Genomic DNA, 21,439 nt, shown 5'->3' on the forward strand with positions numbered 1-21,439 from the left:
CATTTGAGACATGCAAGGTGGCTTGTAAAACCTGAGCGGCGGCCAAAACCGGCCGTTCGGGTCAAACAGGAGACCAACATGACCAAGTCAGCCAAAGGAACGGCGCTCGTTACCGGTGCGTCGTCCGGGATCGGTGCCATCTATGCGGACCGGCTCGCACGGCGTGGCTACGATCTGATCCTCGTCGCACGCAACCGCGAGCGCCTCGATGGGCTTGCCAAGCGTCTTTCGCAGGAGACAGGCCGATCGATCGAGATCGTTGCCGCCGACCTCGCCAAGCGCGGCGATGTCGCACGGATCGAATCCATTCTGCGCAGCAACGAAGGCATCAGCGTGCTGGTGAACAACGCCGGCGTCGGCGCCACCGCCCCGCTGCTCGCATCAGATGTCGACAAGATGAGCGACATGATCGCGCTCAATGTCGACGCGCTGATGCGCCTGACCTATGCGGCGGTGCCGGGATTCGTCGCGCGCGGCGGCGGCACCATCATCAACATCGCCTCGGTCGTCGGTGTCCAGCCGGAGCTGCTCAACGGCGTCTACGGCGGCAGCAAGGCCTTCGTGTTGGCGCTGACCCACTCGCTGCAGCACGAGTTGAAGGACAAGAACATTCGCGTCCAGGCCGTGCTGCCGGGGGCCACGGCCACCGAGTTCTGGGACATCGCCGGCACGCCGGTCGAGCATCTGCCCGGCGAGATCGTGATGAAGGCCGAGGACATGGTGAACGCCGCGCTGGTCGGCCTCGACCAGGGCGAGGTCTTCACCGTACCGTCGCTGCCGGATGCCGCGGATTGGCAGGCCTATGAGAGCGCGCGCCAGAAGCTGATGCCGAACCTGTCGCGCAGCACGCCTGCGGCGCGCTACGGGGTGAAGGCCGCCTGACGCCGCTGCGAAGGTTGCGTCCCGCGCAGGCCGAGCGCCAGAGCGCGGGACGCAACCATTTGAGTTCCCCGTCGTTAATGCAGGGAATCTCAAGCGGGCAGGGCGAATGGCCGAAGACACTGGACTAACCACCGGAATCGCGCACCACGGCGCTGCGCGGCTGCCATCCGTCGACATCGACAGCTTCAACATCGAGCTGAAGGACGACGAGGGTTTTCTCGGCGATCGCGCCTCCAAGGGCGCTTTCCGCAAGATCCTCGACCGCTGGCGCAAGCCGCTGCGCAAATCGGAGGAGGATCCGTTCGGCGACGAGCCCTCGGACCAGATCAGCAAGAAGAAGCTCGACGAGTTGCTGATCGGCGAGGACACCGAGGCCTCCGCGGTCGTGCACAGCGCGATCGAGGAGTTTGCGCAGGAGCTCGCCTATGTGACGCGGCGCTTCCTCGGCACCAAGGCCTGGGCCAAGACCGAGCGCATCGTGGTCGGCGGCGGCTTTCGCGACAGCCGGCTCGGCGAACTCGCCATCGCGCGCACCGACATCATCCTGAAGTCGGAGGATTTCAAGGTCGATCTGGTGCCGATCCGCTTTCATCCCGATGATGCCGGCCTGATCGGCACGCTGCATCTGGCGCCGTCGTGGATTTTCGAGGCCCATGACGGCGTGCTCGCCGTCGATATCGGTGGCACCAATATCCGCTGCGGCGTCGTCGAGACGCGCTGGAAGAAGGCGCCCGATCTTTCCAAGGCCACGGTCTGGAAATCCGAGCTGTGGCGACATGCCGATGACGAGCCGACGCGCGAAGGCGCGGTGAAGCGGCTGGTGAAGATGCTGAAGGATCTGATTGCCGCGGCCGGGAAGGAGAACCTCAGGCTCGCGCCGTTCATCGGCATCGCCTGTCCCGGCGTCATCAACGAGGACGGCTCGATCGAGAAGGGCGCACAGAATTTGCCGGGCAATTGGGAGAGCAGCAAATTCAACCTGCCGGCGAGCCTGGTCGAGGCGATCCCGCAGATCGGCGATCATGACACCGCGATCGTGATGCACAATGACGGCGTGGCGCAGGGGCTGGCCGAGGTCCCGTTCATGCAGGACGTCGCGCGCTGGGGCGTGCTGACGATCGGAACCGGCCTCGGCAATGCGCGCTACACCAACCGCAAGAAAGGCAACGGCAAGGACGAGAAGAAGGCCGAGAAAAAGGACAAGGACGACGAGGAGAGCGAGAAAAAGGCCAAGAAAGCCAGGAAAGCCGATGCCTGAGCGGCCTAGAGCGAGATGGGATCAGGTTTGTCTGGAGCGGCGGCGGAAGTTCGCCTCTCCCTTGGGAGAGGTCGGCGCGTAGCGCCGGGTGAGGGATCACGGTCTCTCAGTAGAACTGCGGCTCCTCACCCGATTTGCTACGCAAATCGACCTCTCCCCGCCGCGGAGAGGTGAACCGCATTCGTGGCCAAACCGATTCAACTTACTTCATCCCGCTTTAGGCGCCGGCCTTTTGCCCGGTAAGGTTGATCGGTTAGGTTAAGATCGTGTTCGCGTTGCCGTTTGGCTGCCGGCCGCTACCGTGGAGGCGTCGCTCCCGCCGACCGGCGAAGCCGCACTTCCCGGCCAGCAATATTGAGAAGCGGCACGGGACCGCCAGTTTTTGTCGCGTCCTGGCGGTCCCACCACTTTCTACTTCCAATTGATCCGCCCGAAGAAGCCGGCGATCTCGGCGGCGGCGCGGTCGGGGTCCTCGCGATGCGGGAAGTGCCCGACATCGGGAAACATCTTCAGGTCCAGATCCGAGAAGGTCTCGCCCAGCCGGTCGGTCCAGGCATAGGGAAACAGCGGGTCGTGCTCGGCCCAGCGGATGCAGGTCGGCACCGTGATCGGTGGCAGTACGGGCGCTTCGCCCTGCATCATCTTCACGCGCCCCGCATGCGACGCGCGATAATGCGCGAAGCCGCCGGCGAGATTGCCGGGTTTGAAGAAGTTATCGGCGAAGTCCTCGATCACGTCGTCGAACGCGGCCTTGCGATGCGTCCAGTTGTGCAGGAAATGGCCGACATACGTGCGGCAGGTCTCTCTATTAGCGCCGACCAGCGCGGGCGCCATCTCCATCTGGTGGAACGACTGGTACCAGATGTGGTTCAGCCGGTCCGGCGCGGCCATCCGCGCCCCGATGCCGGGATAGACGAAATCGAAGAAGAACAGCCCGGCGATGTGCTCGGGCGCCCTGCGGGCGAGCGGCTGCATCACCGCGCCGCCGACGTCGTGGCCGACCACGCCGGCCTTGTCGATCCCGAGCGCATCCAGCAGCGCCAGCATGTCGTCGGTATGCTGATCGGGGCCGTAGGGGCCTTGTCGGCTTGTCGCTGTCGCCGAAGCCGCGCAGGTCGGGCGCGATCAGGGTGTAGCGGTCGGCCAGGCGCGCCATGACAGGCTTCCAAGTCAGCCAGAATTCCGGCCAGCCGTGCAACAGCAGCAGCGGCCTACCGCTCCCGGTCCGCGCGACGTGGAACGCCGCGCCATTGGCTCGAATCGTCACATGCTCCATCGGCCGCTCCTGCTGCTTTTGCTTCGCCCGCGCGCCGATCGAACCAGAGCCATCCCGCTAGGGCTTTGTTTCCGCGCACTTTCTTGCATCACCCCGGTGCTTCGATGGGGCGAGGCCCCCGGTGACGGAAATATTATTGCAGCGCCTTGTCTGGCCCGCCATCCTCGCCTAGAACACGCCCCGACCGCGGGTGGCGCAAATCACCCGGGCCATCGGAGAGGTGGCAGAGTGGTTGAATGCACCGCACTCGAAATGCGGCATAGGTGCAAGCCTATCGGGGGTTCGAATCCCTCCCTCTCCGCCAGAAATCCGCCCGCGGTCGGGTCAAAGGCCGCCTTGTCTAATTCGACAGGTTTTGGACCCGAGGCGGGACATCGTCGAACGTCTTCTCGGAGGCCGCGTCGGTTGGCCTTGCGCTCACGGAGATGTCGAATTCGATCACGTAGTTCAGAGGTCCGCTTGTTCCACCGGAAATGGGCGCTTGACCCGAGATTCGACCGGAACCCGCAATCCCTTCGAGACGTAAGCATTGGTTCGATAGTGACCGGCGAGCAAGAGCAACTGCAAAATTGCTTCATCGGAGAAAACGGCTTGCATGTCTTCCCAGAGTGCATCGCTGATCGTCGCCGTATCATGGAGTTCGTCGGCGAGGCGGATGAGGCTGCAGTCATCGGATTGCCAACAGCTATCGTCCGCACTGCCGTGAACCGACGCGTGGAGTTGCTCCTCGGTTAACCCGGCATCGTCGGCGAAATAGTGAACGCGCAGGGTCCACTCAAAGGCGTTTTGACCACGCCCCGTAACACGCAGAAGGAACACCTCGCGCTGGCGCACAGTGATGTGGCTGGGATCGAGATATGCGACTGATCCAAGGCGATAAGCGCGAAGAAGCCGCGGGTCGCGGCCGAGAAGGCCGTAATGCTGGAACGGAGGTTGCCATGATCGCGGCAGCAGGTCGACCTCTGCCTGAACCTCGGCGGAATATGGGGGAATCAAAGGCTGGATTCGCATCGCTAGCTTCTCTGTGCGGGGAACGGCCGACCGACCACTGGTTCGAGCGGAAGCTTCAGCCCGTTTGCGACATAGGCGACCGTGCGATAGTAGCCTGCCATCATCAAGAGCTGCATGATCGCCTCGTCGGAAAAGCTCTCTTTCAGATCGGTCCAGAGCTGGCCGCTGACGTCGACAGTGTCGTGCAGTTCGTCAGCGAGACGAATAAGCACCATATCGGTCGCTGACCAGTCTGCGTCGGTGTGATCGCCATAGACTGTCGCGTAGATCTGATCGTCACTCAGATCGGCTTGGCCGGCGAAGTAATGAACGCGCATGCCCCACTCGTAGGCACATCGGCATCGGGCGGTGACGCGCAGTAGCAATACTTCGCGCTGCCGAACAGTTAGGTGACTGGGCTCAAGGTAACTCACAGCTCCCCGCGTCCAGCGCAACAGCATTCGCTCATCGCGGGCAAGGACGGTAAAGAGCTTGAATGGAGGCGACCACGAGGCAGGCATTCGGTCGAATAGCGCTTGCACGTTTGGTGCGTAGGGGGCCGTGACTGGTTCAATTCGCATGCGCCGTCCTCCAAGCGAAAAAGGAATAGCAGCGAGACAGGAATTATTCCAATGCATGTGCTGGATGAATTACATTCTCGGTATGAATGTCGAGCACTTCGATCTGAATTTGCTCCGGGTGTTGGACGCACTGCTGACCGAGCGTGCAGTCGGGCGGCGGTGCGGCTCGGTCGCTGCTATCGTCGCCCCGAGCTATCTCCAGGCGCTGCACATTGCTGCCGAAACCGACCTTGTCGCGTTTGTCCCGAGCAGGCTCGCAAGCCTGCTGGTTCATCGTCTGAATCTGATGATCGTCAAGCCGCCGTTCAATCCCGGAGTTGATGAGCAATTCCTCTTCTATCCGGCCACGGCGCAGCGCGACCGGGGCTCGCTTTGGTTTCGCTCTTTGATGATGAAGATATCGAAACCAGATCGGCCAGACAGACCGCGACGGTAAATCTCCGGCTCACACGAAGGAAAGTCCGCGATCGACGTTGCGGGTGCCCTTATTTGCCTGTGAGCAGATGAGTTCGCCGATCGACCGTGCTTTTCACCGCAATGCGCGCGCGATGGACAGACGCGGTCACGCCTGCCGGCGGCGGGCCGGGCGCACGCCGGCAAGGCTAATCCCGCAATTTTTGAGGTCAAATATGGACAGTACTTGCGGTCGAAGCGACTGATCGCACTGCTACGTCCGTCCGAGGGCGCTGACTCAACCCGAGAAAACCGCTACCCGGCCTCTCGACAGTAATGCAACCTGCCGTTCGCGGCCGTCCATCGAGAGGGCGCCCTCGATGCCGAACGTTGCGGCAAGTCTTCTAACGCCAGCAGGCGTCACGACGAGCGCGCGGCTATCCCGGACATGCTCAACCCATTCGTGCTCAAGAGCGTGATGAAGGATAGCAGCGCCGAGCGCCCCGGCCAGATGCGGCCGGCGCTCGCTCCAGTCGAGACAGGGGCGACAGAACACTCGGCGCTTGGAGGCAAGGCGAAGATCAACGCCGAACTCATCGAAGAATGACCGACCGGCATCGGTCAGTTGTCCGCCATCCTCGTCGAGCAGAATAAACGACTGCTGGACAAGCCGGTCGGCGATCGCGACGGCAATGCGGCCGGCCATGTGGTCATAGCACGTGCGCGCATGTCGGAGCGTTTCTCCGCCGCGCCAGAGATCGCGCCGGGCGGGCCCTTCCTGGGCCACGACCATGAGACCTTCCAGCACGCGCGCGACGTGCGGAGAGGCCAAGCGAAAATATCGTCGTCTGCCCCGCTTTGCGAGCGCAAGCAGTCCGGCGTCGCTGAGTTTCGCAAGATGGCCACTCGCAGTCTGCGGCGCCACGCCCGACACATAGGCGAGCTCCGAGGCGGTCAACGTTCGACCATCCATCAGCGCACTGAGCATGTTGGCGCGCGCCGGATCGCCGATGAGTGCAGCGACTTGGGCGATCTTGGGTCCCGTATCCATGTCTTTCTCCTACGCCGATGAGGACGCAGTGCCAAGCACGAATACTTCGGCCAAGACCGTAGTGTTTCTGCAAGACCGATTCAATCACGGGACATAGGTTGTCTGGACACCACTAAGCCCAGCGAAAGGCATCGCCGCGACGGGACGAAAGATCGTCTCGCGGCTCCAAGTATTCGATTGGCATCGAATGACAATCGAAAAACGGGCTGGTCTGAGCCATCAAAATCTCACGGACAACCGAGTGTGATCAATGCAAACAACTTCGCTCAACACAAGGCAGCCGGAACAAGCCGGCTCTGACAGCGCGTCATCCCGTTCGCCTCTCCCCGCGGCGCTGGCGCTTGCCGCCACGAGCCTCGGCCTCGGCGTCGTGCAGCTGGACATCACCATCGTTAATACAGCGCTGAGCAGCATCAGCACCTCGCTCGGCGGCAGCGTGGCCGAGCTGCAATGGGTGGTGACCGCCTATACCATCGCATTCGCTGCCTTCATTTTGACCGCTGGTGCGCTCGGTGATCGCGTTGGCGCCAAGCGGATATTCATAGGGGGCTTTGCAATCTTCACGTTGGCTTCGCTCGCCTGCGCATTGGCTCCGTCGGCGATGTTCCTGATCGTTGCTCGCTCCGTGCAGGGCCTGGCGGCGGCAATCCTGGTGCCGAACTCGCTGACGCTACTCAATCACGCCTATACCGATCCGAAGGCGCGCGGCCGCGCGGTCGGTTTCTGGGCCGCAGGTGCGAGCGTCGCACTGACTGCGGGGCCGCTAGTTGGCGGCGCGCTGATCGCGCTGGTCGGCTGGCGCGCGATCTTTCTTGTCAACTTGCCGATTGGCGCCGCGGGCCTCTGGCTCGCCTGGCGTTACGCCAAGGAGACGCCGCGGCTCGCGCAGCGCGAGATTGATCTGCCGGGGCAGATCGCGGCGATCACAGCACTCGGTGGGCTGGCCGGCGCCCTGATAGAGGGCGGCGTGCTCGGCTGGAGCCATCCGCTCGTCATCACTGGCTTCGCCGGGGCGGCCGTAATCGGACTCCTGTTCGTATGGCGCGAGGCGCGCGCGCTGCAACCAATGCTGCCGCTGTCGCTGTTCCGCCATCGCATGTTCGCGCTGACTGCTCTGGTCGGGCTCCTCTTCAACATCGCCTTCTACGGCCTGATCTTCGTGCTCAGTCTCTACTTCCAGAACGTCAATGGCTGGTCGCCGTTCGCAACGGGCCTCGCCTTCGTGCCCATGATGGCCATGGTGCTCCCCGCCAACCTGATCGCCGCGTCGGTCAGCGAGCGCCTTGGCGCGCCGCAAGCCATCGCGCTGGCTTGTATGATCACCGCCGCGGGCTGCGTTGCGCTGCTGCCTATGACCTCAGGCACCAGCTACTGGGCGATCGGCGCTCAGCTCATCATCCTCGGCGGCGGGCTCGGCCTGCTCGTGCCGGCTTTGACTTCGACGTTGCTCGGTAGTGTCGAGAAATCGCGATCCGGCATCGCCGCGGGTGTATTGAACGCGACGCGGCAGACCGGCAGCGTGCTTGGCGTTGCCCTGTTCGGTTCGCTGGTCGGAGGGAACAACACGTTCATGGCAGGCGCGCATGCCTCGCTCGTGATATCGGCCACTGTGTTGCTCGCAGGTGCGGTCGCGATCTGGCACGGCCGAGCAAAGGAGGGACGATGAAAGGGGGCAGGTCGAGCTTATGTGGTACCCCCGCCGCCGCGGCAACATCCTCCGCTCCGACTACCTTTGCACGTGAGCGATCGTAATTGTCCCGAGCAAGTTTCGTGTTGTTATACCTGCGTGCCGCCGTCGCGATGCTGGCGCCACCATCGTCGGCAGATCGGCGCCAACGACTCCGGCTACGATTAAAAAAGTCGTTATCGCGCCGTTCGTCGCGCCATACATCCAATCACGGAGATCAATGCCGCAGCGACTCCGTTCCAGGATTGCGCGGATTATGGGAACTTGCCTACGCTCGCGGTCGTCTCGTACACCAATAGCTCCATAACGGTGCCGTCGGAGCGTTGCACCCTTGCTATCATCCGGCGCCGCTTCCAATACAGTCTAATTCGCACTTCGCTAATCACTACCATTGATTTCGGTCAAATCAGGGTACTTGATTTGGCGCCAATATTTGCATGCGATCTCGCTCTATCCTCCGGGGACACACTTGGATGTCGGGGCTACTGACTGAAAGGATGTTTCGACGAGCATTGATTGCGATAGCGCTTGGCGGGCTCGCTTTTGGAGTTGTGGCCTGGGCCAATGGGCGGAGCGATGTTGCAAATTGGTGTTGGGGCGCCGGCACTTTTCCGGTGGTACTAGGTCTATTGATTTCTATGATCCGCGACTTCTTGGCGGGTCGTATTGGGGTGGATTCGGTCGCCTTCGTCTCAATGTCGGGCGCGCTCGTGCTCGGTCAGAATTTGGCCGGCATCGTCGTCGCCATCATGTACGCGGGCGGAAATCTGCTTGAGGACTTTGCGGTCGCACGGGCTGAGCGTGATCTTAGGTCGTTAATTGATAGAGCACCAAGAATTGCCCATCGTTGCATCGACTCGATTATCGATGACGTGCCTATCGAGCAAGTCGTAGTAGGTGATTACATTCTCGTTCGCGCGGGCGAAGTCATACCTGTCGATGGGTTCATAACCAGCCAGCTGGCCACGATCGATGAGGCGGCACTTACCGGGGAGCCGATTCCGGTTCCCCGTCAAGCTGGTGAACTCGCTCGAAGCGGCTCGCTTAACGCTGGAGATACATTCGAACTCCGCGCATCCGCCCCGGCAAGCGAAAGTACCTATGCGGGCATTGTCCGCATGGTCAGTGCGGCGCAGACGGCAAAGTCGCCATTCATACGCTTGGCAGACCGCTTCGCGCTGCTGCTCTTGCCGATCACGCTGGCAATTGCTGGCGGCGCCTGGTTCTTCTCTGACGATCCTGTCCGCGGACTTGCCGTGCTGGTCGTAGCAACGCCATGCCCGCTTATTCTGGCGGCGCCGGTCGCCTTCATCTCGGGGGTCGCACAGGCCGCAAAGCGCGGAATTCTCATCAAAGGCAGTGGGCCGCTCGAAGCGCTCGCTCGCACTCATACGGTGATGTTCGATAAGACGGGTACGCTGACGGTCGGCGGGGCGCGGCTCGTTGCAATTGAGGTCGCTCCCGCCCAAAGCGCTGACGAAGTTCTGCGGATCGCAGGTTCCTTGGAACAGGCCTCACATCATGTAGTCGCTGCGGCGATCGTCGAAGCGGCCATGGAGAAGGGGCTCAAGCTCACTATTCCATCCGAAGTCCGAGAGACCATGGGCTCTGGTTTGGAAGGTGTGGTTGAGGGGCAGACTGTTCGAGTGGGCTCGTATCAAATGGTCCATGGGGCTCGCAAGCCGGAGACCTGGGCGTCTCGGGCCCTGAGACGTGCGACATGGCGCTCCGCGCTGAGTGTATTTGTCGCCGTAGGTGGACGCACAATCGGCGCAGTATTGCTCGCTGACGAGCTTCGACGCGAGACGCCGCGCGCCGTACAATCGCTGCGAGCGGCCGGAGTTGCGCGGATCGTCATGGTGACGGGCGATCGAGCGGACGCCGCTGAGACGATCGGCGCCGCGCTTGATCTCGATGCGGTTCTTGCTGAACGGGAGCCGGCCGACAAGGTCGATGCCGTCGCAACCGAGCAGCGCCAAAGCCCCACCGTGATGGTCGGTGACGGTATCAATGATGCGCCAGCGTTGGCGGCAGCTAACGTCGGCATCGCCATGGGGGCCCGCGGTGCAAGTGCTTCGTCGGAAGCGGCCGATGTTGTAATTCTCGTCGATCGTCTCGATCGAGTTTCCGATGCCGTCGCCATCGCACGGCGTACCCGCGGCATCGCGCTGCAGAGCATAGTCTGCGGAATGGCACTCTCTGGATTGGCAATGTGCTTTGCCGCCGTCGGCCTGTTGCCGCCAATCGCAGGTGCCTTGACGCAGGAAGCCATCGATGTTGCCGTGATCCTCAATGCGTTGCGCGCGTTGACTTCCGGCCACAAGTTTGGTCATAAAAAAATGCCAGCGGCTGCAGCTACAGCGCTGCGTCAGGACCACGAGCGAATGGAGCCGACGCTCGACCGGCTGAGAGAAATTGCGGACGCGCTTGATGCCGTTGAGGGAGCGGGAGCGGTGACGCTGATTTCCGAAGCTGACGATATCGTTTCGAGGCAGATCGCCGAACATGAGCGCGACGATGAAAGTGTCGTGTATCCGCGCGTCGCTAAATTTTTGGGAAATCGCCACGGGCTAGGGGCAATGAGCCGAGCGCACCGCGAGATTATACACATGGCGCGACTTCTGCGTCGGCTCACCGATGGCCTCACTCCCCCGGATACGGACCATTACCTGATTAGGGACGCGCAGCGCGTCATTGAGGGGATTGAAGCGCTTGTGCGTATCCATAATGCCCAGGAGGAAGATATCTACGAGCAAGCCATTGGAGCTTAGTTGCGAGCACGATAAGTGAAGATATTTCCTGGACACGTCAGGCGGCTCTCGTGTGGGTCCAATGACCTCTAATGGAATAATCCAGCCGTGCTCCCGCCCTGCCAGTAAGAGAAACTGGCATGCGGCGTTGCTCCAATTGACCGCCGCTCAGGCTGGAGCGGTGGCCGCGGGCTACTTTGCATGGGGTTGTTTTCGATATTTTGCTGGGAGCCGCGGCCGCCGGGGGCGATCGACCCTTGCCGGCGCGCCGGTAACCTTAATTTTTCGTTTCGATTGTCGATAAAGTTTTATCGATTATCTTGGTGACACTTGAGCGGTGTGACGAACCGCACGACGAGGGGAAACAGCCGAGTGGCTTGACGACCTCTCTGGAATCGAAGGGTGGGCAGAGCGCAGTGCCAGCCACCTTTCGGGCTGTCCGGCTGCGGCCGGCGGGGCAAATCAATTCTGAAGTGCATTTGATTGCCAGGTTGCGGTGCATGTCGCGCCGCATGATGCTTCTCAATTGGGATTTCCAAGATGACGTTCGCGCATTTCTTGATCGCGGCCGGTGGCGGCTTTTTGCTGCTGGCAGGCTTCGTCGCATTTGCCCTCTGGAGAAACGCACTCCATTCGACGGCGCGGATTTAGCAACAGGCGAGATTTAGTTCCGACGGCCTCGCTCTGGGGACGAGCGAAGCCGGCGGGATGGCCGCACCGCCGCGCGGCCTGACAGCCGAGCACCGCGCCTACATCCTGCCCCTGGCGACGCGTGCTCGGCTGTTCACTTTCCGACCAGCCTTCGCTGTTCGAAACATGAATGGCGTGAACGCAATTCCTTCGGTTCGCCGCATGACCTCCACTAGGAGAGATCGAACCTGCGGGTGATAGCGATGGCTTCGAGGAAGGCCTCATCGTGGCTGACGACCAGCAGCGCGCCGTCATAGGCGCGTAGTCCGGCCTCGACCGCTTCCATCGATTCGATGTCGAGATGGTTGGTGGGCTCGTCGAGGATCAGGAGCGGCGGTGGGTTCACACCACCCAGAACGCAGGCCAGACCGGCGCGGAGCAACTGGCCGCCGCTGAGGCTGGAGACAGTCTGCAGAGCGGCATCGGCGCGAAACATGAAACGCGCCAGCGCGGCGCGACAGGCGTTCTCATCGGCATCCGGATTGATGCGCCGGAAATTATCCAGGATGGAGGCTGAGGCATCGAGCAGGCTGACCGCCTGATCGAACATCGCAAAGCGGGTCATCATCTCGACTCTGCCGCGCGCCGCGGTCAGGTCGCCGCTGACGAGCTTGAGCAGCGTCGTCTTGCCGGCGCCGTTCGGGCCCGTGATCGCGACACGCTCCGGACCCGACATTGAGAAGGTGAGATCACGCAGGATCGGCGCCTCCGCCGTGTAGCCGGCGTCAGCGGCTTCGATCCGCAGCACCATCCGGCCCGCCGGCAGCTGCGTCGACGGCAGCTGCACCGAGAACGGTTGCAGCACCTCGATGCGCTGGCGCGCCGCGGTGGCCAATTCGAGCGCTTGCGTCCGCCGCCGCTCGGCAAGGCGGGCGTTCTCGCCGCCGGTGTCCTCGCTGCGATCCTTGCGCAGCCCGGCGGCGATGCGCGGCAGATCGCCCCTGGCGCGCTTCTTCGCGCCGGCGCCGTCCTTACGCGCCTGCCGTTCGGACGTTTCCCTCGCCTTGCGGTCGATCTCGGCGACGCGCTTCTCGGCATCGGCCAGATCGTGTCGTGCTGCCGACAGCTCGACGGCCTTGCGGGCGCGGTACTCGCTCCAATTGCCGCCGTAGCGTCGGGCTTCCAGCGAGGTCAGTTCGACGATCGCATCCATGATCTCGAGCAACTCGCGGTCGTGGCTGACGACGATGGCGCCATGCCGCCAGTCGGCGAGCAGGTCGATGACCACCTGGCGTCCCGCGCGGTCGAGATTGTTGGTGGGTTCATCCAGCAGCAGAAAGTCAGGTCGCGCGAAGGTCAGTGCGGCGAGGCGCGCCCTGGTGGCCTGTCCGCCGGACAGCGTCGCCAGCGGGGCTTCGAGAACATCGCTCAGTCCCACGCGCGCCAGCGCCGACGCGATGCGCGTGTCGAGCGTCCAGTCGATATCCGCAAGCTCTTCAGTGCTCGCCAGGCCCTGTTCGGCCCGGCGCAACGCGGCCAGCGCACCGCGCGCGTCGAACAGATCGATCACGCATTCGTCCGGCTGCACCTGAACCGTCTGATGCAGCATCGCGACGCGTCCCTGAACCGCGATGGTGCCGGATTGCGGCGTGCGCGCGCCTGCGATCAGGCCGAGCAGCGTCGTCTTCCCGACGCCGTTCCTGCCCACAAGGCCGGTCCGTTCGGGTCCGAAACTGAGATCGATATCGGAGAGGAGAACCCGGCCGTCAGGCGCGGACAGGGTCAGATGGGAGAGCGTGATCGATGCTGGCATGGCAATGGATATCCCCGTGGGCAAGGCTGATGGGCGTTGCGGTCAGGGTGAAATCCATGGCTGTCGGCATCCTCTCGAATTGATGAAGTAAGATTATCTAGTCGCGTATCGGGCCGGGATCAAGGCACGACGCTCTTCGTCACGCCGCTTCGGCGAAGGTCCAGCGGTCGGGATCAGGGGTGCGGCCGATCAGCGCGAGGCCATAGGCGATCGATTCGAATTGATCCGCCGAGGTCAGCCGCGCTTCGCCGAAGCGGTCGGCGAACAGGCGCTGCACCGCCGGCACGAACGAGGTGCCGCCGGTCAGGAACACCTTCTCCACGTCGCGCGCGGTAATGCCGGATTTCGCCAGCGCCTCGTCGACGGTCGCGCCCAGCCGCTCGATGTCGTCGGCGATCCAGGATTCGAAATCGTCGCGCGTTACGGTCGCGCCGATATCGATGCCTTGGCGGGCAAAGCGGAACTCGACGCGGTCGCGGCTCGACAATGCGACCTTGGTGTCGGACACGGCGCGGTACAGCGCAAAGCCGAGATCGTGGTCGACGATGGTGATGAAATCGTGCAGCGGCGCCGGATCGATCGCGGTGCGCGCGAGCTGCTGCAACTCGCGCAAGTCGCCATTGCCTCTCATCATCGCGAGCTGATGCCAGCGCGCGAGGCTCGAATAATAGTGATTGGGGATCGGCAGCACCTTGTCGAACGAGCGGTAGTTGGTGCCATTGCCGAGCCGCGGCGAGACGATGTGGTCGACGATGCGGTAGTCGAAGGTGTCGCCGGCGATGCCGATGCCGGAATGTCCCAGCGGCTCGGCGCGCAGCACGCCGCCCTTGCGCGAGAAGCGCATCACGGAGAAGTCGCTGGTGCCGCCGCCGAAATCGGCGACCAGCACGGTCGCATCGTGATCGAGGCTGCGCGCAAAGGAGAACGCCGCGCCGACCGGCTCGTAGACATAGCGCGCGTGGCCGGCGCCGAGCCGCTCGAACGCGGCCCGGTAGCGTTGCATGGCGAGCTCGTCATTGGGGTTGCCGCCGGCAAACTTCACCGGGCGGCCGACCATGATGGTCGGTGCGCCCAAGTCGAAGCCCTCGCCGGCGTGCCGCGTCAGCGTGCGCAGGAACGCCGCGAGCAAATCCTCGAACTTGTAGCGCTGCCGGAAGATCTGGGTGGTGTTGAACGCCGAGCTTGCCGCAAAGGTCTTGAACGACTGGATGAAGCGATGGATCGTCCGGCCTTCGAGGAACTGCTCGATCGCCCACGGGCCACCCTCGGCGCGCGGATGCAGGCCGGCGCCCGGCCGGTCCTCCCAGAAGCACAGCGCGGAGACATAGACGCTATGCGTGCGGCCGCCATGGTCGAAGCGGATCGCCTCGACGCGGCCGTCGGCATCGGACAGCGCGACCACGGTGTTGCTGGTGCCAAAATCGACGCCAATCGAGACGGCGGGCGGGGCGCTCGTCATGTCATGCTCGGATTGTCTGTGAAAGGGGGCGGACCTTTAGCGGCTTTGGCCGGTCTTGCCAACCCGTCCGGACGCCGCAAAGTTCACGATGAAGTTAGGTTGAGCCGGTGCGGCGGCAGACTCGCTTCACCTCTCCCGCTTGCGGGGGAGGTCGACGCGCGTAGCGCGGCGGGTGGGGGCTCGCTCCACGATGTGACTCGTGGATAGAGCCCCCACCCCGACCCTCCCCCGCAGGCGGCAGAGGGAGGACACCTCGTTCGTGGCTGGATCGCGTTGCGCTCGGGTGTCAGAAGTTCGCGACCGTCTTCAGGCCGAACACCAACGCGTTTGCGTTCCTGCTGGTGCCACCGGGGTCGATCACGTACTGGATGTTCGGTCGCACCTGCAGGCCGGCGAGTGGCCGGTAGGTGTAGTAGAGTTCCATGACGTATTCGTTGCCCTGGACGGCCACGGGTACCGAGGCCGGCCAGATTTTGCAGCTCTTCCGACCAGGCGATGCGGCCGTTGACATGGGTGGTGCCGACTGCAAATCCGATATCGTCCTCGGGCCGCAACTGGAATGGTCCGGTATAGATCAGGCCGCCCGCGATTTGATAATCGGTGGTGGCCGTGCGGCGGTCGGCCATGGTCGCGTTGAAGAACAGGCTGAGCATGCCCGCGGAGCTGGCTTGCGATGGGCGGATCACCTGCTGAACGAAGCTGGCATAGGCACCGTAGCGTCCGCGGCTCTGCAACAGTGGTTGCCCGCTGAGGACTGCCGGGTTGCCGTTGACGTCGGTGACCACATCAGGAGCAGTCGATGTATCGTACCAGCCGCCGAACTTGTAGCTGCCCTGCAGATTACCGAACTTCGGCAGCCAGGCGAGCTCGGCCGGGATGAGCAGGCCGGTAGATCCCGAGTAGAACACCGGAAGCGCCGACTGCGACACGTTCAGATAATTGGGGTTGGCGTCATCCACACGCCGAACTGAAAATAGCCGAAGCCTTGCAGGTTGAATTTCAGCCGGGTGGCCCAGTAGCTAACTGGCCAGTTGTAGATGTAATTGCCGACGAGGTTGCCGGGCTGCGCGCCGCAGAAGGTCAGGTTCTGGAAGTCGCACGCGAACGATGCGAAATCCTCGCCGAAGGTGATCCGCCCGATCTTCCAGTCGACCAGGCCGTCGACGAACTTCTGGTCGTACCAGAATTGGGTGAGCCGCAGCGTCTGGCCGCGTCCGAATAGCTCCTGTACCTGCTGCAGCGTGCCGAGGCGCGCGTCATCGCTCAGATTGCTGCCGTTGCGGTCGGTCCATGTGACCTGGATCGTGCCGCCGGGCACGACTCCGAGCTTCGCAAGATCGAACGTGGTGCCGAAGGTCCATTGATCGGTGTAGGCGACCTGCTGTCGCTGACCGCCCGTTGCGTTGCCGGCGAGTTCGCTGGTGTAACCGAATTGAAAATCGATGCCGGCATTCAACAGCCGGGTTCGTGCGCCGTCCCAATCGCCGAGCAGCCAGGGAACCGGAGCAGGGACCGGATCGGCCGCGGTGCCGGAAAGCGTCAGATCGGCAGCTTGTGCGACATGGCCGACGGCGCAGACCGATATCGCCGCGAGACCCAGCCAGAGACAGAACGCTGTCGGATACTTCGTTCGGTCGCCGGATGACGCAAGCATGACGACGCTCCCGGATTCAATGCCTCAACGACTTCAATCCTTCAATGCATAGGCGATGACGTAGTCGCCGCGCTTGGTGCCGAACGAGCCGTGTCCGCCGGCCGCGGTGACGACGTATTGCTTGCCGCCGGCCTCGTAGCTCATCGGCGTCGATTGCGCGCCGGCGGGCAGGCGATCTTCCCAGAGCACCTTGCCGTTGCGCACGTCGTAAGCCCGGATCGTGTACTCATAGGTCCCGGTGTAGAACGCGACGCCGCCGGCGGTGGTGATCGGGCCGCCGAGCATTGGCACGCCCATCTTGAACGGAAGCGGTATTGGCGTGGTGTCCCTGATCGTGCCGTTCGGATGCTGCCAGACGATCTTCATCGTCCTGAGATCGATGGCGGCCATCGAACCCCATGGCGGTCGGTAGCACGGCACGGAGAGCGGCGAGAGGAAGCTCGAGATATCCACCCCGAACGGCGTGCCGTACATCGGCTGCACCCCGACCTCGCTGCCGACCGGCTTCTCGGCGGTCGGCGCCGGAGGATTCTGCGGGCCGCGCGGAATAAGTCTTGAGACGAAAGGCAGCGACATCGGATTGGCGATGGCGATCTGCCTGACAGGATCGACCGCGATGCCGCCCCATTCGAACATGCCGAGATTGCCCGGGAAGACCAGCGTGCCCTGCAACGAGGGCGGCGTGAACGTGCCCTCGTAGCGCAAGCGGTGGAACATGATCCGGCACAGCAGCTGGTCGAAGATCGTGCCGCCCCACATGTCGGCGCCGGTCAGCTTTGCTTCCGGCCGGAATGGTCAGTTCGGAAAACGGCTGGGTTGGTGCGGAGCGGTCGCCGGGCGCGGGGCCCTGCGGCACCGGACGTTCCGGCGCCGGCACGATCAGTTCGCCGGTCCTGCGGTCGAGCACGAAGATGTTGCCCACCTTGGTCGGCTGGATGATCGCGGGGACGACGCCCTTGGCCGTCGTCACATCGACCAGGCTCGGTTGCGAAGGAACGTCCATGTCCCAGAGATCGTGATGCACGGTCTGGTACGACCAGGCGCGCTTGCCGGTGTTGACATCCAGCGCGACGATCGAGCTGGAATAGCGCTCGACGAGCGCATCGCGATTGCCGCCCCAGATGTCGGGCCCGTTGTTGCCGGTCGGGATGTAGACCAGATTCAGTTTCGGATCGAACGAGGCCGTGATCCAGGAATTCGGCGAGCCGTTGGTGTAATGGCGCGTCGGCGACGGCAACGCGTTCTCGTCGGCCGCGGCGGAGTCCCAGGCCCAGACCAGTTTGCCGGTGTAGACATCGAAGCCGCGGATCACGCCCGAAGGCACTTCGACGGCGTAATTGTCGATCACCGCGGCGGCGACGACCAGGATCCTGTCACTGACGACAGGCGGTGACGTCGGCTCGAAGAAGCCGGCGGTCTTGATCCCCATCCCCTGCTGCAGGTCGAGGATGCCGTGATCGGCAAAGCCATCGCAGAGTTTGCCGCTGTCCGCATCGAGCGCGATCATGCGGCCGTCATTGACCGGCAGGAAGATCCGACGCGGGCATTCGGCCGGCGCCGGACTGCCGCCGCTGTCGACGGCGCCCTGCGCGGTCTCGTGATAGGAGACGCCGCGGCAGGTCATGTGCTGGAACGTCTTGTTGTGCACAAGCTTGGGATCGTATCGCCAGCGCTCCGTGCCGGTCTTGGCATCGAGCGCGAACAGCACTTGGTGCTGCGAGCAGAGATAGAGCGTGTCGCGCACCTTGATTGGGGTGACCTCGAACGTGGTCTCGCCCGAATCCTCCGGCGTCGGCACGTCGCCGGTGCGAAAGGTCCAGGCGACCTTGAGGTTGCCGACATTGTCGGGCGTGATCTGCTTCAGCGGTGAATAGCGCTGTCCGAATTGCGTGCGTCCATAGGCGCGCCAATCGCCGTCCGGTTGCGGATCGGCCTCGCTTTGCTGCACGGCAGGCCCGGCTTCCGCAATCGTGCCGTTGATGTCGTGATAGCTCGACAGCAGCCCGGCCATGAGGACGGCCGCAGCCGCCACGACGCCGACCCAGAGTGGTGCGGTCGCACGTGTGTAAGACACCGGCTCGTTTCGCTGCAGCCCGCGAACGATCACGGGCGTCAGCAGCCAGAGCGCCATCGGGAAGATGATGTCGCCGCGCGCCGCAAGCGGCCACCAGTCGAATTTCACCTCATAGACGGCCCACGCCAGCGTGCCGACCAGCACGATCGCAAACAGCCAAAGTGCCGAACGGTGCTGCGCCAGCAAGAGCGCAGCCGTAGCAAGAATGCCGACGCCGATGACAATGTAGGAGATGGATCCTCCCAGCGCGGCGAGCCAGATGCCGCCGCCCGCGAGGACCAAGCCGATCAAGGCGTAGACGATACCCGTGACAAAGACGGCCCTGGATCGCTGCATGGCTGCACCGGTGCGGAAGAGGCACCGGGCTTGTCCTGCGCAAGCGCAACAGACCGCGTCCGCTTTCAAGAACTGTGGTTCAATCAACAGCAACTTGCAACCGGGAACTGCGACGTTGATGCAACACAAGCGTGCAAAGTTGCGATATCAGTTCTTGCCGAAGCAGGATCATTCAAACTGCGCGCACTTTGTTCAACAAGGAGCAACGCCAGGCGCCTGGCACTGACGCAGAGGTGACGGGCCCTCAGCAAATCTTGAATCGACGCGCTCTTCCAGTTCTGCGCCAGCGCTGCTTTATACTGTTCCGCAGATCTCATCGCAGATGCCCGGCTCGCAGGAGAAGCACGAATGACATTGAACCCTACAGCCAGGAATTATCGTGTCGCGGTCGCCGCCTACGAGGCGGGCCGGCCCAGTTATCCGGCGGAGATCGTCGCCGCGCTGCCGCTGCAGGCCGCGCGCTGTGTCGTCGATCTCGGAGCCGGTACCGGCAAGTTCACCCGCCTGCTGCTCCCGCATTTGTCCGAGACGGCGCGTCTGGTCGCGATCGAGCCGGTCGCCGAGATGTCGGCGAAACTCGCGAACGAAGCAGGGATCGAGGTCATCAACACCCGCGCCGATGCGATCGGCCTCGAAACCGGCAGCGTCGATCTCGTGACCTGCGCGCAGGCGTTCCACTGGTTCGGCAACGAGGCGTCGGTCGCCGAGATCGCGCGCCTCCTGCATCCCGGCGGTACGCTGGCGCTGGTCTGGAACAACAGGGATGACCGCGCACCGTGGGTCGACGCCTTGTCCGTCATGATCGAAGGCTACGCCGGAGATACGCCTCGGCAGCGGACAGGACGCTGGCGCTGGATATTGAAAGACCCTCGCTTCGCGCTCGAGAAGGAAATCATGCAGGACCATCCGCATCGGATGGCGCGCCAGGGTGTCTATGAGCGCGTCGTGTCGACGAGCTATGTCGCCAATCTTCCCGACGCCGAAAAGGCGGTCCTTCGCGACAAGACCGATGCCATCCTGCGTGAGGCCGGCCTCGGTGATGCCGACGAAGTGGTGTTTCCTTATGTCACGCAGCTCTTCTTGCTGAAGCGGACCTAGCGCGCGCTATTGCGCGGCGCGTCCTTGCTCGACGGCCTGCTTCAGGCGCGGCAGCGCCATGCGCCAGTAGAACGCGACATGCCTGGCGCCGGAGTCGGCGCCGATTTCCCAACCGTCCCCGCGTCGAATTGGCGATGGTGGCACCTGCTGGGCGACGGTCAGCAGCGTCTCTCCGCTGTCAGCCGCGAGCGTCATCGTGATCGTCGCATAGGATTGCGGAACATCCGGCAGGCCGGAGACCTGCGACCAGTAGGAATATTCGAGCCGTGACGCCGGTTCGACACGGAGGACGCGGCCCTTGTCGCGGTAGCGCTTCGCGCCGATCTCGGCCTCGATCTCGATCGACGCGCCGATCTGCCAATCGGTGTTGAAATGCGCGTTACGCCATATTTCGCCGGCCCTGGGATCCCTGATCGCGTCCCACACCTGTTCTGGCTGCGCGGCGATTCGGTAACAGCCTGCAAGGCCAGCGGCTCATCCGTCATCGCATGCTCACTTGTCGCTCACGACTTTCCATTTTCCGTCCGCGCCGCGCCGCAGCGCCGGATCGCCGATGCGGATGTGTTGCGCGAGAAAATCGATGAAGGCGCGGACCCGCGCCGGCAGCGGGCCGGCGTGGCCGACATAGACCGCATGGATGTCCTCGCGATCGCCGGGATTGAGATTTTGCAGTACCGGCACGAGGCGCCCGGCTTCGATATCGGGGCCGATGTGGAACAGCGCCAGCCGTCCGAGCCCGATGCCGCCGAGCGTGAGTTGGCGCGCGGCTTCGCCGTCGCTGACGCGGGCAACCGGGGGCGGCAGCGCCTCCTCGATTTTTTCAGCGCGGCGGAACGGCCAGCCGCGGATGCTGCGCGGAAAAGTCCAGCCGATGCCGCGATGGGCGGCGAGGTCCGCCGGGGTCTTCGGCGTGCCGAAGCGCGCGAGATAGGACGGTGCGGCGACCACCACCATGCGGCTGGTGCCGAGCTTGCGCGCGATCAGCCGCGAGGCGCCGAGCGGGCCGACCCGGATCGCGACGTCGGCGCGTGCCTGCATCAGATCGACCAGCGTGTCGGTCAGCACGATGTCGAGCGTGATGTCCGGATGCTCGCGCAGGAAGCGCGGCAGCAGCGGCATCACCTGCAGCATGCCGAACGGGATGTTGCTGTTCACGGTGAGATGGCCGCGCGGCACGCATGAGGCGGCCTCGCGTTCGGCCTCGTCGATGTCGGCGAGGATGCGCTGGGCGCGCTGATAGAACGCCTGGCCCTCCTCGGTCAGCTGCAGCTTGCGGGTGGTGCGGTTGACCAGCCGCGTGCCGAGCCGCGTCTCGAGCCGGGAGACCAGCTTGCTGACGCCCGACGGCGTCTGGCGCAGGCTGTTCGCGGCAGCCGTGAAGCCGCCGAGATCGACGACGCGGACGAATACGTCCATCTCGCCGGAGCGGTTGGTGTCTGTTCGGGACATCTTGAATTCACGTCACAAATGATTGGATTGCGGCCATTCTAATCCTTCCTCGTCCGGA

The 21,439-nt window shown here is 63.5% G+C and carries 15 protein-coding genes, 1 tRNA gene and 2 pseudogenes; 7 read left to right on the forward strand and 11 right to left on the reverse strand.

The genetic code is table 11. The annotated features are described in order from the left end of the window. Positions 1 to 78 precede the first annotated feature (78 nt). Together ACVWW1_RS31860 and ACVWW1_RS31865 are read left to right on the forward strand one after the other, a co-directional pair. Entirely contained in the window at positions 79 to 882 is an 804-nt protein-coding gene (locus ACVWW1_RS31860) for an SDR family NAD(P)-dependent oxidoreductase (protein ID WP_456658593.1), read from the forward strand. Positions 883 to 988: 106 nt separating this feature from the next. Beyond that, a complete protein-coding gene (locus ACVWW1_RS31865; RefSeq protein ID WP_456658594.1) occupies positions 989 to 2,140 on the forward strand; it encodes an ROK family protein in 1,152 nt (383 codons plus the stop codon). A 411-nt stretch (positions 2,141 to 2,551) separates the two neighbouring features. Here ACVWW1_RS31865 and ACVWW1_RS31870 read toward each other — a convergent pair. Continuing rightward, positions 2,552 to 3,416, reverse strand: a pseudogene (locus ACVWW1_RS31870) (alpha/beta fold hydrolase). A 214-nt stretch (positions 3,417 to 3,630) separates the two neighbouring features. Here ACVWW1_RS31870 and ACVWW1_RS31875 point away from each other — a divergent pair. Then, a tRNA-Ser gene (locus ACVWW1_RS31875) sits at positions 3,631 to 3,720 on the forward strand. 143 nt (positions 3,721 to 3,863) lie between these two features. Here the strand turns inward: ACVWW1_RS31875 and ACVWW1_RS31880 are convergent. Together ACVWW1_RS31880 and ACVWW1_RS31885 are read right to left on the reverse strand one after the other, a co-directional pair. After that, positions 3,864 to 4,427, reverse strand: a complete 564-nt coding sequence (locus ACVWW1_RS31880) for a carboxymuconolactone decarboxylase family protein (RefSeq protein WP_456658595.1) — start codon at positions 4,425 to 4,427, stop codon at positions 3,864 to 3,866. A gap of 2 nt (positions 4,428 to 4,429) precedes the next feature. Continuing rightward, complete coding sequence (locus tag ACVWW1_RS31885; protein WP_456658596.1) at positions 4,430 to 4,744, reverse strand: hypothetical protein; 315 nt, start codon at positions 4,742 to 4,744, stop codon at positions 4,430 to 4,432. Between the two features lie 307 nt (positions 4,745 to 5,051). Between ACVWW1_RS31885 and ACVWW1_RS31890 the strand changes: the two genes are divergently transcribed. Next, the gene (locus tag ACVWW1_RS31890; RefSeq protein ID WP_207833950.1) at positions 5,052 to 5,423 is read left to right on the forward strand and encodes a type 2 periplasmic-binding domain-containing protein; all 372 of its coding nucleotides are present in this window, start codon (positions 5,052 to 5,054) and stop codon (positions 5,421 to 5,423) included. 255 nt (positions 5,424 to 5,678) lie between these two features. Here the strand turns inward: ACVWW1_RS31890 and ACVWW1_RS31895 are convergent, their stop codons facing one another. Beyond that, on the reverse strand, positions 5,679 to 6,431 hold the full coding sequence (locus tag ACVWW1_RS31895; protein WP_456658597.1) for an ArsR/SmtB family transcription factor: 753 nt from the start codon (positions 6,429 to 6,431) through the stop codon (positions 5,679 to 5,681). A 250-nt stretch (positions 6,432 to 6,681) separates the two neighbouring features. Here ACVWW1_RS31895 and ACVWW1_RS31900 point away from each other — a divergent pair, with 250 nt between their 5' ends. Next, on the forward strand, positions 6,682 to 8,097 hold the full coding sequence (locus ACVWW1_RS31900; RefSeq protein WP_456658598.1) for an MFS transporter: 1,416 nt from the start codon (positions 6,682 to 6,684) through the stop codon (positions 8,095 to 8,097). A 494-nt stretch (positions 8,098 to 8,591) separates the two neighbouring features. Continuing rightward, positions 8,592 to 10,889, forward strand: coding sequence for a heavy metal translocating P-type ATPase (locus tag ACVWW1_RS31905; protein WP_456658599.1), 2,298 nt, complete (start codon positions 8,592 to 8,594; stop codon positions 10,887 to 10,889). A gap of 841 nt (positions 10,890 to 11,730) precedes the next feature. Here ACVWW1_RS31905 and ACVWW1_RS31910 read toward each other — a convergent pair. The 5 genes and pseudogenes from ACVWW1_RS31910 to ACVWW1_RS31930 all read right to left on the reverse strand — a co-directional run bounded on the left by ACVWW1_RS31910 (position 11,731) and on the right by ACVWW1_RS31930 (position 18,834). Then, positions 11,731 to 13,311 carry an ABC-F family ATP-binding cassette domain-containing protein gene (locus ACVWW1_RS31910; protein WP_456658600.1) on the reverse strand — a complete coding sequence of 527 codons (1,581 nt, stop codon included), beginning with the start codon at positions 13,309 to 13,311 and terminating at the stop codon, positions 11,731 to 11,733. A 139-nt stretch (positions 13,312 to 13,450) separates the two neighbouring features. Then, positions 13,451 to 14,770, reverse strand: a complete 1,320-nt coding sequence (locus tag ACVWW1_RS31915) for an Hsp70 family protein (protein WP_456658601.1) — start codon at positions 14,768 to 14,770, stop codon at positions 13,451 to 13,453. Between the two features lie 83 nt (positions 14,771 to 14,853). Further along, positions 14,854 to 15,729 (reverse strand): carbohydrate porin, encoded by an 876-nt coding sequence (locus tag ACVWW1_RS31920; RefSeq protein ID WP_456658602.1) that lies wholly within the window; start codon positions 15,727 to 15,729, stop codon positions 14,854 to 14,856. Further along, positions 15,702 to 16,424 carry a carbohydrate porin gene (locus ACVWW1_RS31925; protein WP_456658603.1) on the reverse strand — a complete coding sequence of 241 codons (723 nt, stop codon included), beginning with the start codon at positions 16,422 to 16,424 and terminating at the stop codon, positions 15,702 to 15,704. Before ACVWW1_RS31925 ends, ACVWW1_RS31920 begins: the two co-directional genes overlap by 28 nt. Before the next feature lie 33 nt (positions 16,425 to 16,457). Continuing rightward, a pseudogene (locus ACVWW1_RS31930) lies at positions 16,458 to 18,834 on the reverse strand (glucose/quinate/shikimate family membrane-bound PQQ-dependent dehydrogenase). 348 nt (positions 18,835 to 19,182) lie between these two features. Between ACVWW1_RS31930 and ACVWW1_RS31935 the strand changes: the two are divergent. Then, complete coding sequence (locus ACVWW1_RS31935; RefSeq protein WP_456658604.1) at positions 19,183 to 19,932, forward strand: class I SAM-dependent methyltransferase; 750 nt, start codon at positions 19,183 to 19,185, stop codon at positions 19,930 to 19,932. A 6-nt stretch (positions 19,933 to 19,938) separates the two neighbouring features. Here the strand turns inward: ACVWW1_RS31935 and ACVWW1_RS31940 are convergent, their stop codons facing one another. Next, positions 19,939 to 20,358 carry an SRPBCC family protein gene (locus tag ACVWW1_RS31940; protein WP_456658605.1) on the reverse strand — a complete coding sequence of 140 codons (420 nt, stop codon included), beginning with the start codon at positions 20,356 to 20,358 and terminating at the stop codon, positions 19,939 to 19,941. 66 nt (positions 20,359 to 20,424) lie between these two features. Then, complete coding sequence (locus tag ACVWW1_RS31945) at positions 20,425 to 21,381, reverse strand: LysR family transcriptional regulator (RefSeq protein WP_456658606.1); 957 nt, start codon at positions 21,379 to 21,381, stop codon at positions 20,425 to 20,427. Positions 21,382 to 21,439: the final 58 nt, after the last annotated feature.

This window comes from Bradyrhizobium sp. JR3.5 (assembly GCF_054057015.1).

Excerpts from the sequence above, each read along its gene's own strand:
- ACVWW1_RS31915 (WP_456658601.1), bottom strand. The coding sequence starts at position 14,770 with ATGACGAGCGCCCCGCCCGCCGTCTCGATTGGCGTCGATTTTGGCACC.
- ACVWW1_RS31900 (WP_456658598.1), top strand. The coding sequence starts at position 6,682 with ATGCAAACAACTTCGCTCAACACAAGGCAGCCGGAACAAGCCGGCTCT.
- ACVWW1_RS31910 (WP_456658600.1), bottom strand. The coding sequence starts at position 13,311 with ATGCCAGCATCGATCACGCTCTCCCATCTGACCCTGTCCGCGCCTGAC.
- ACVWW1_RS31935 (WP_456658604.1), top strand. The coding sequence starts at position 19,183 with ATGACATTGAACCCTACAGCCAGGAATTATCGTGTCGCGGTCGCCGCC.
- ACVWW1_RS31885 (WP_456658596.1), bottom strand. The coding sequence starts at position 4,744 with ATGCGCGTTCATTACTTCGCCGGCCAAGCCGATCTGAGTGACGATCAG.
- ACVWW1_RS31865 (WP_456658594.1), top strand. The coding sequence starts at position 989 with ATGGCCGAAGACACTGGACTAACCACCGGAATCGCGCACCACGGCGCT.
- ACVWW1_RS31890 (WP_207833950.1), top strand. The coding sequence starts at position 5,052 with ATGAATTACATTCTCGGTATGAATGTCGAGCACTTCGATCTGAATTTG.
- ACVWW1_RS31895 (WP_456658597.1), bottom strand. The coding sequence starts at position 6,431 with ATGGATACGGGACCCAAGATCGCCCAAGTCGCTGCACTCATCGGCGAT.
- ACVWW1_RS31925 (WP_456658603.1), bottom strand. The coding sequence starts at position 16,424 with ATGCTTGCGTCATCCGGCGACCGAACGAAGTATCCGACAGCGTTCTGT.
- ACVWW1_RS31880 (WP_456658595.1), bottom strand. The coding sequence starts at position 4,427 with ATGCGAATCCAGCCTTTGATTCCCCCATATTCCGCCGAGGTTCAGGCA.
- ACVWW1_RS31945 (WP_456658606.1), bottom strand. The coding sequence starts at position 21,381 with ATGTCCCGAACAGACACCAACCGCTCCGGCGAGATGGACGTATTCGTC.
- ACVWW1_RS31905 (WP_456658599.1), top strand. The coding sequence starts at position 8,592 with ATGTCGGGGCTACTGACTGAAAGGATGTTTCGACGAGCATTGATTGCG.
- ACVWW1_RS31860 (WP_456658593.1), top strand. The coding sequence starts at position 79 with ATGACCAAGTCAGCCAAAGGAACGGCGCTCGTTACCGGTGCGTCGTCC.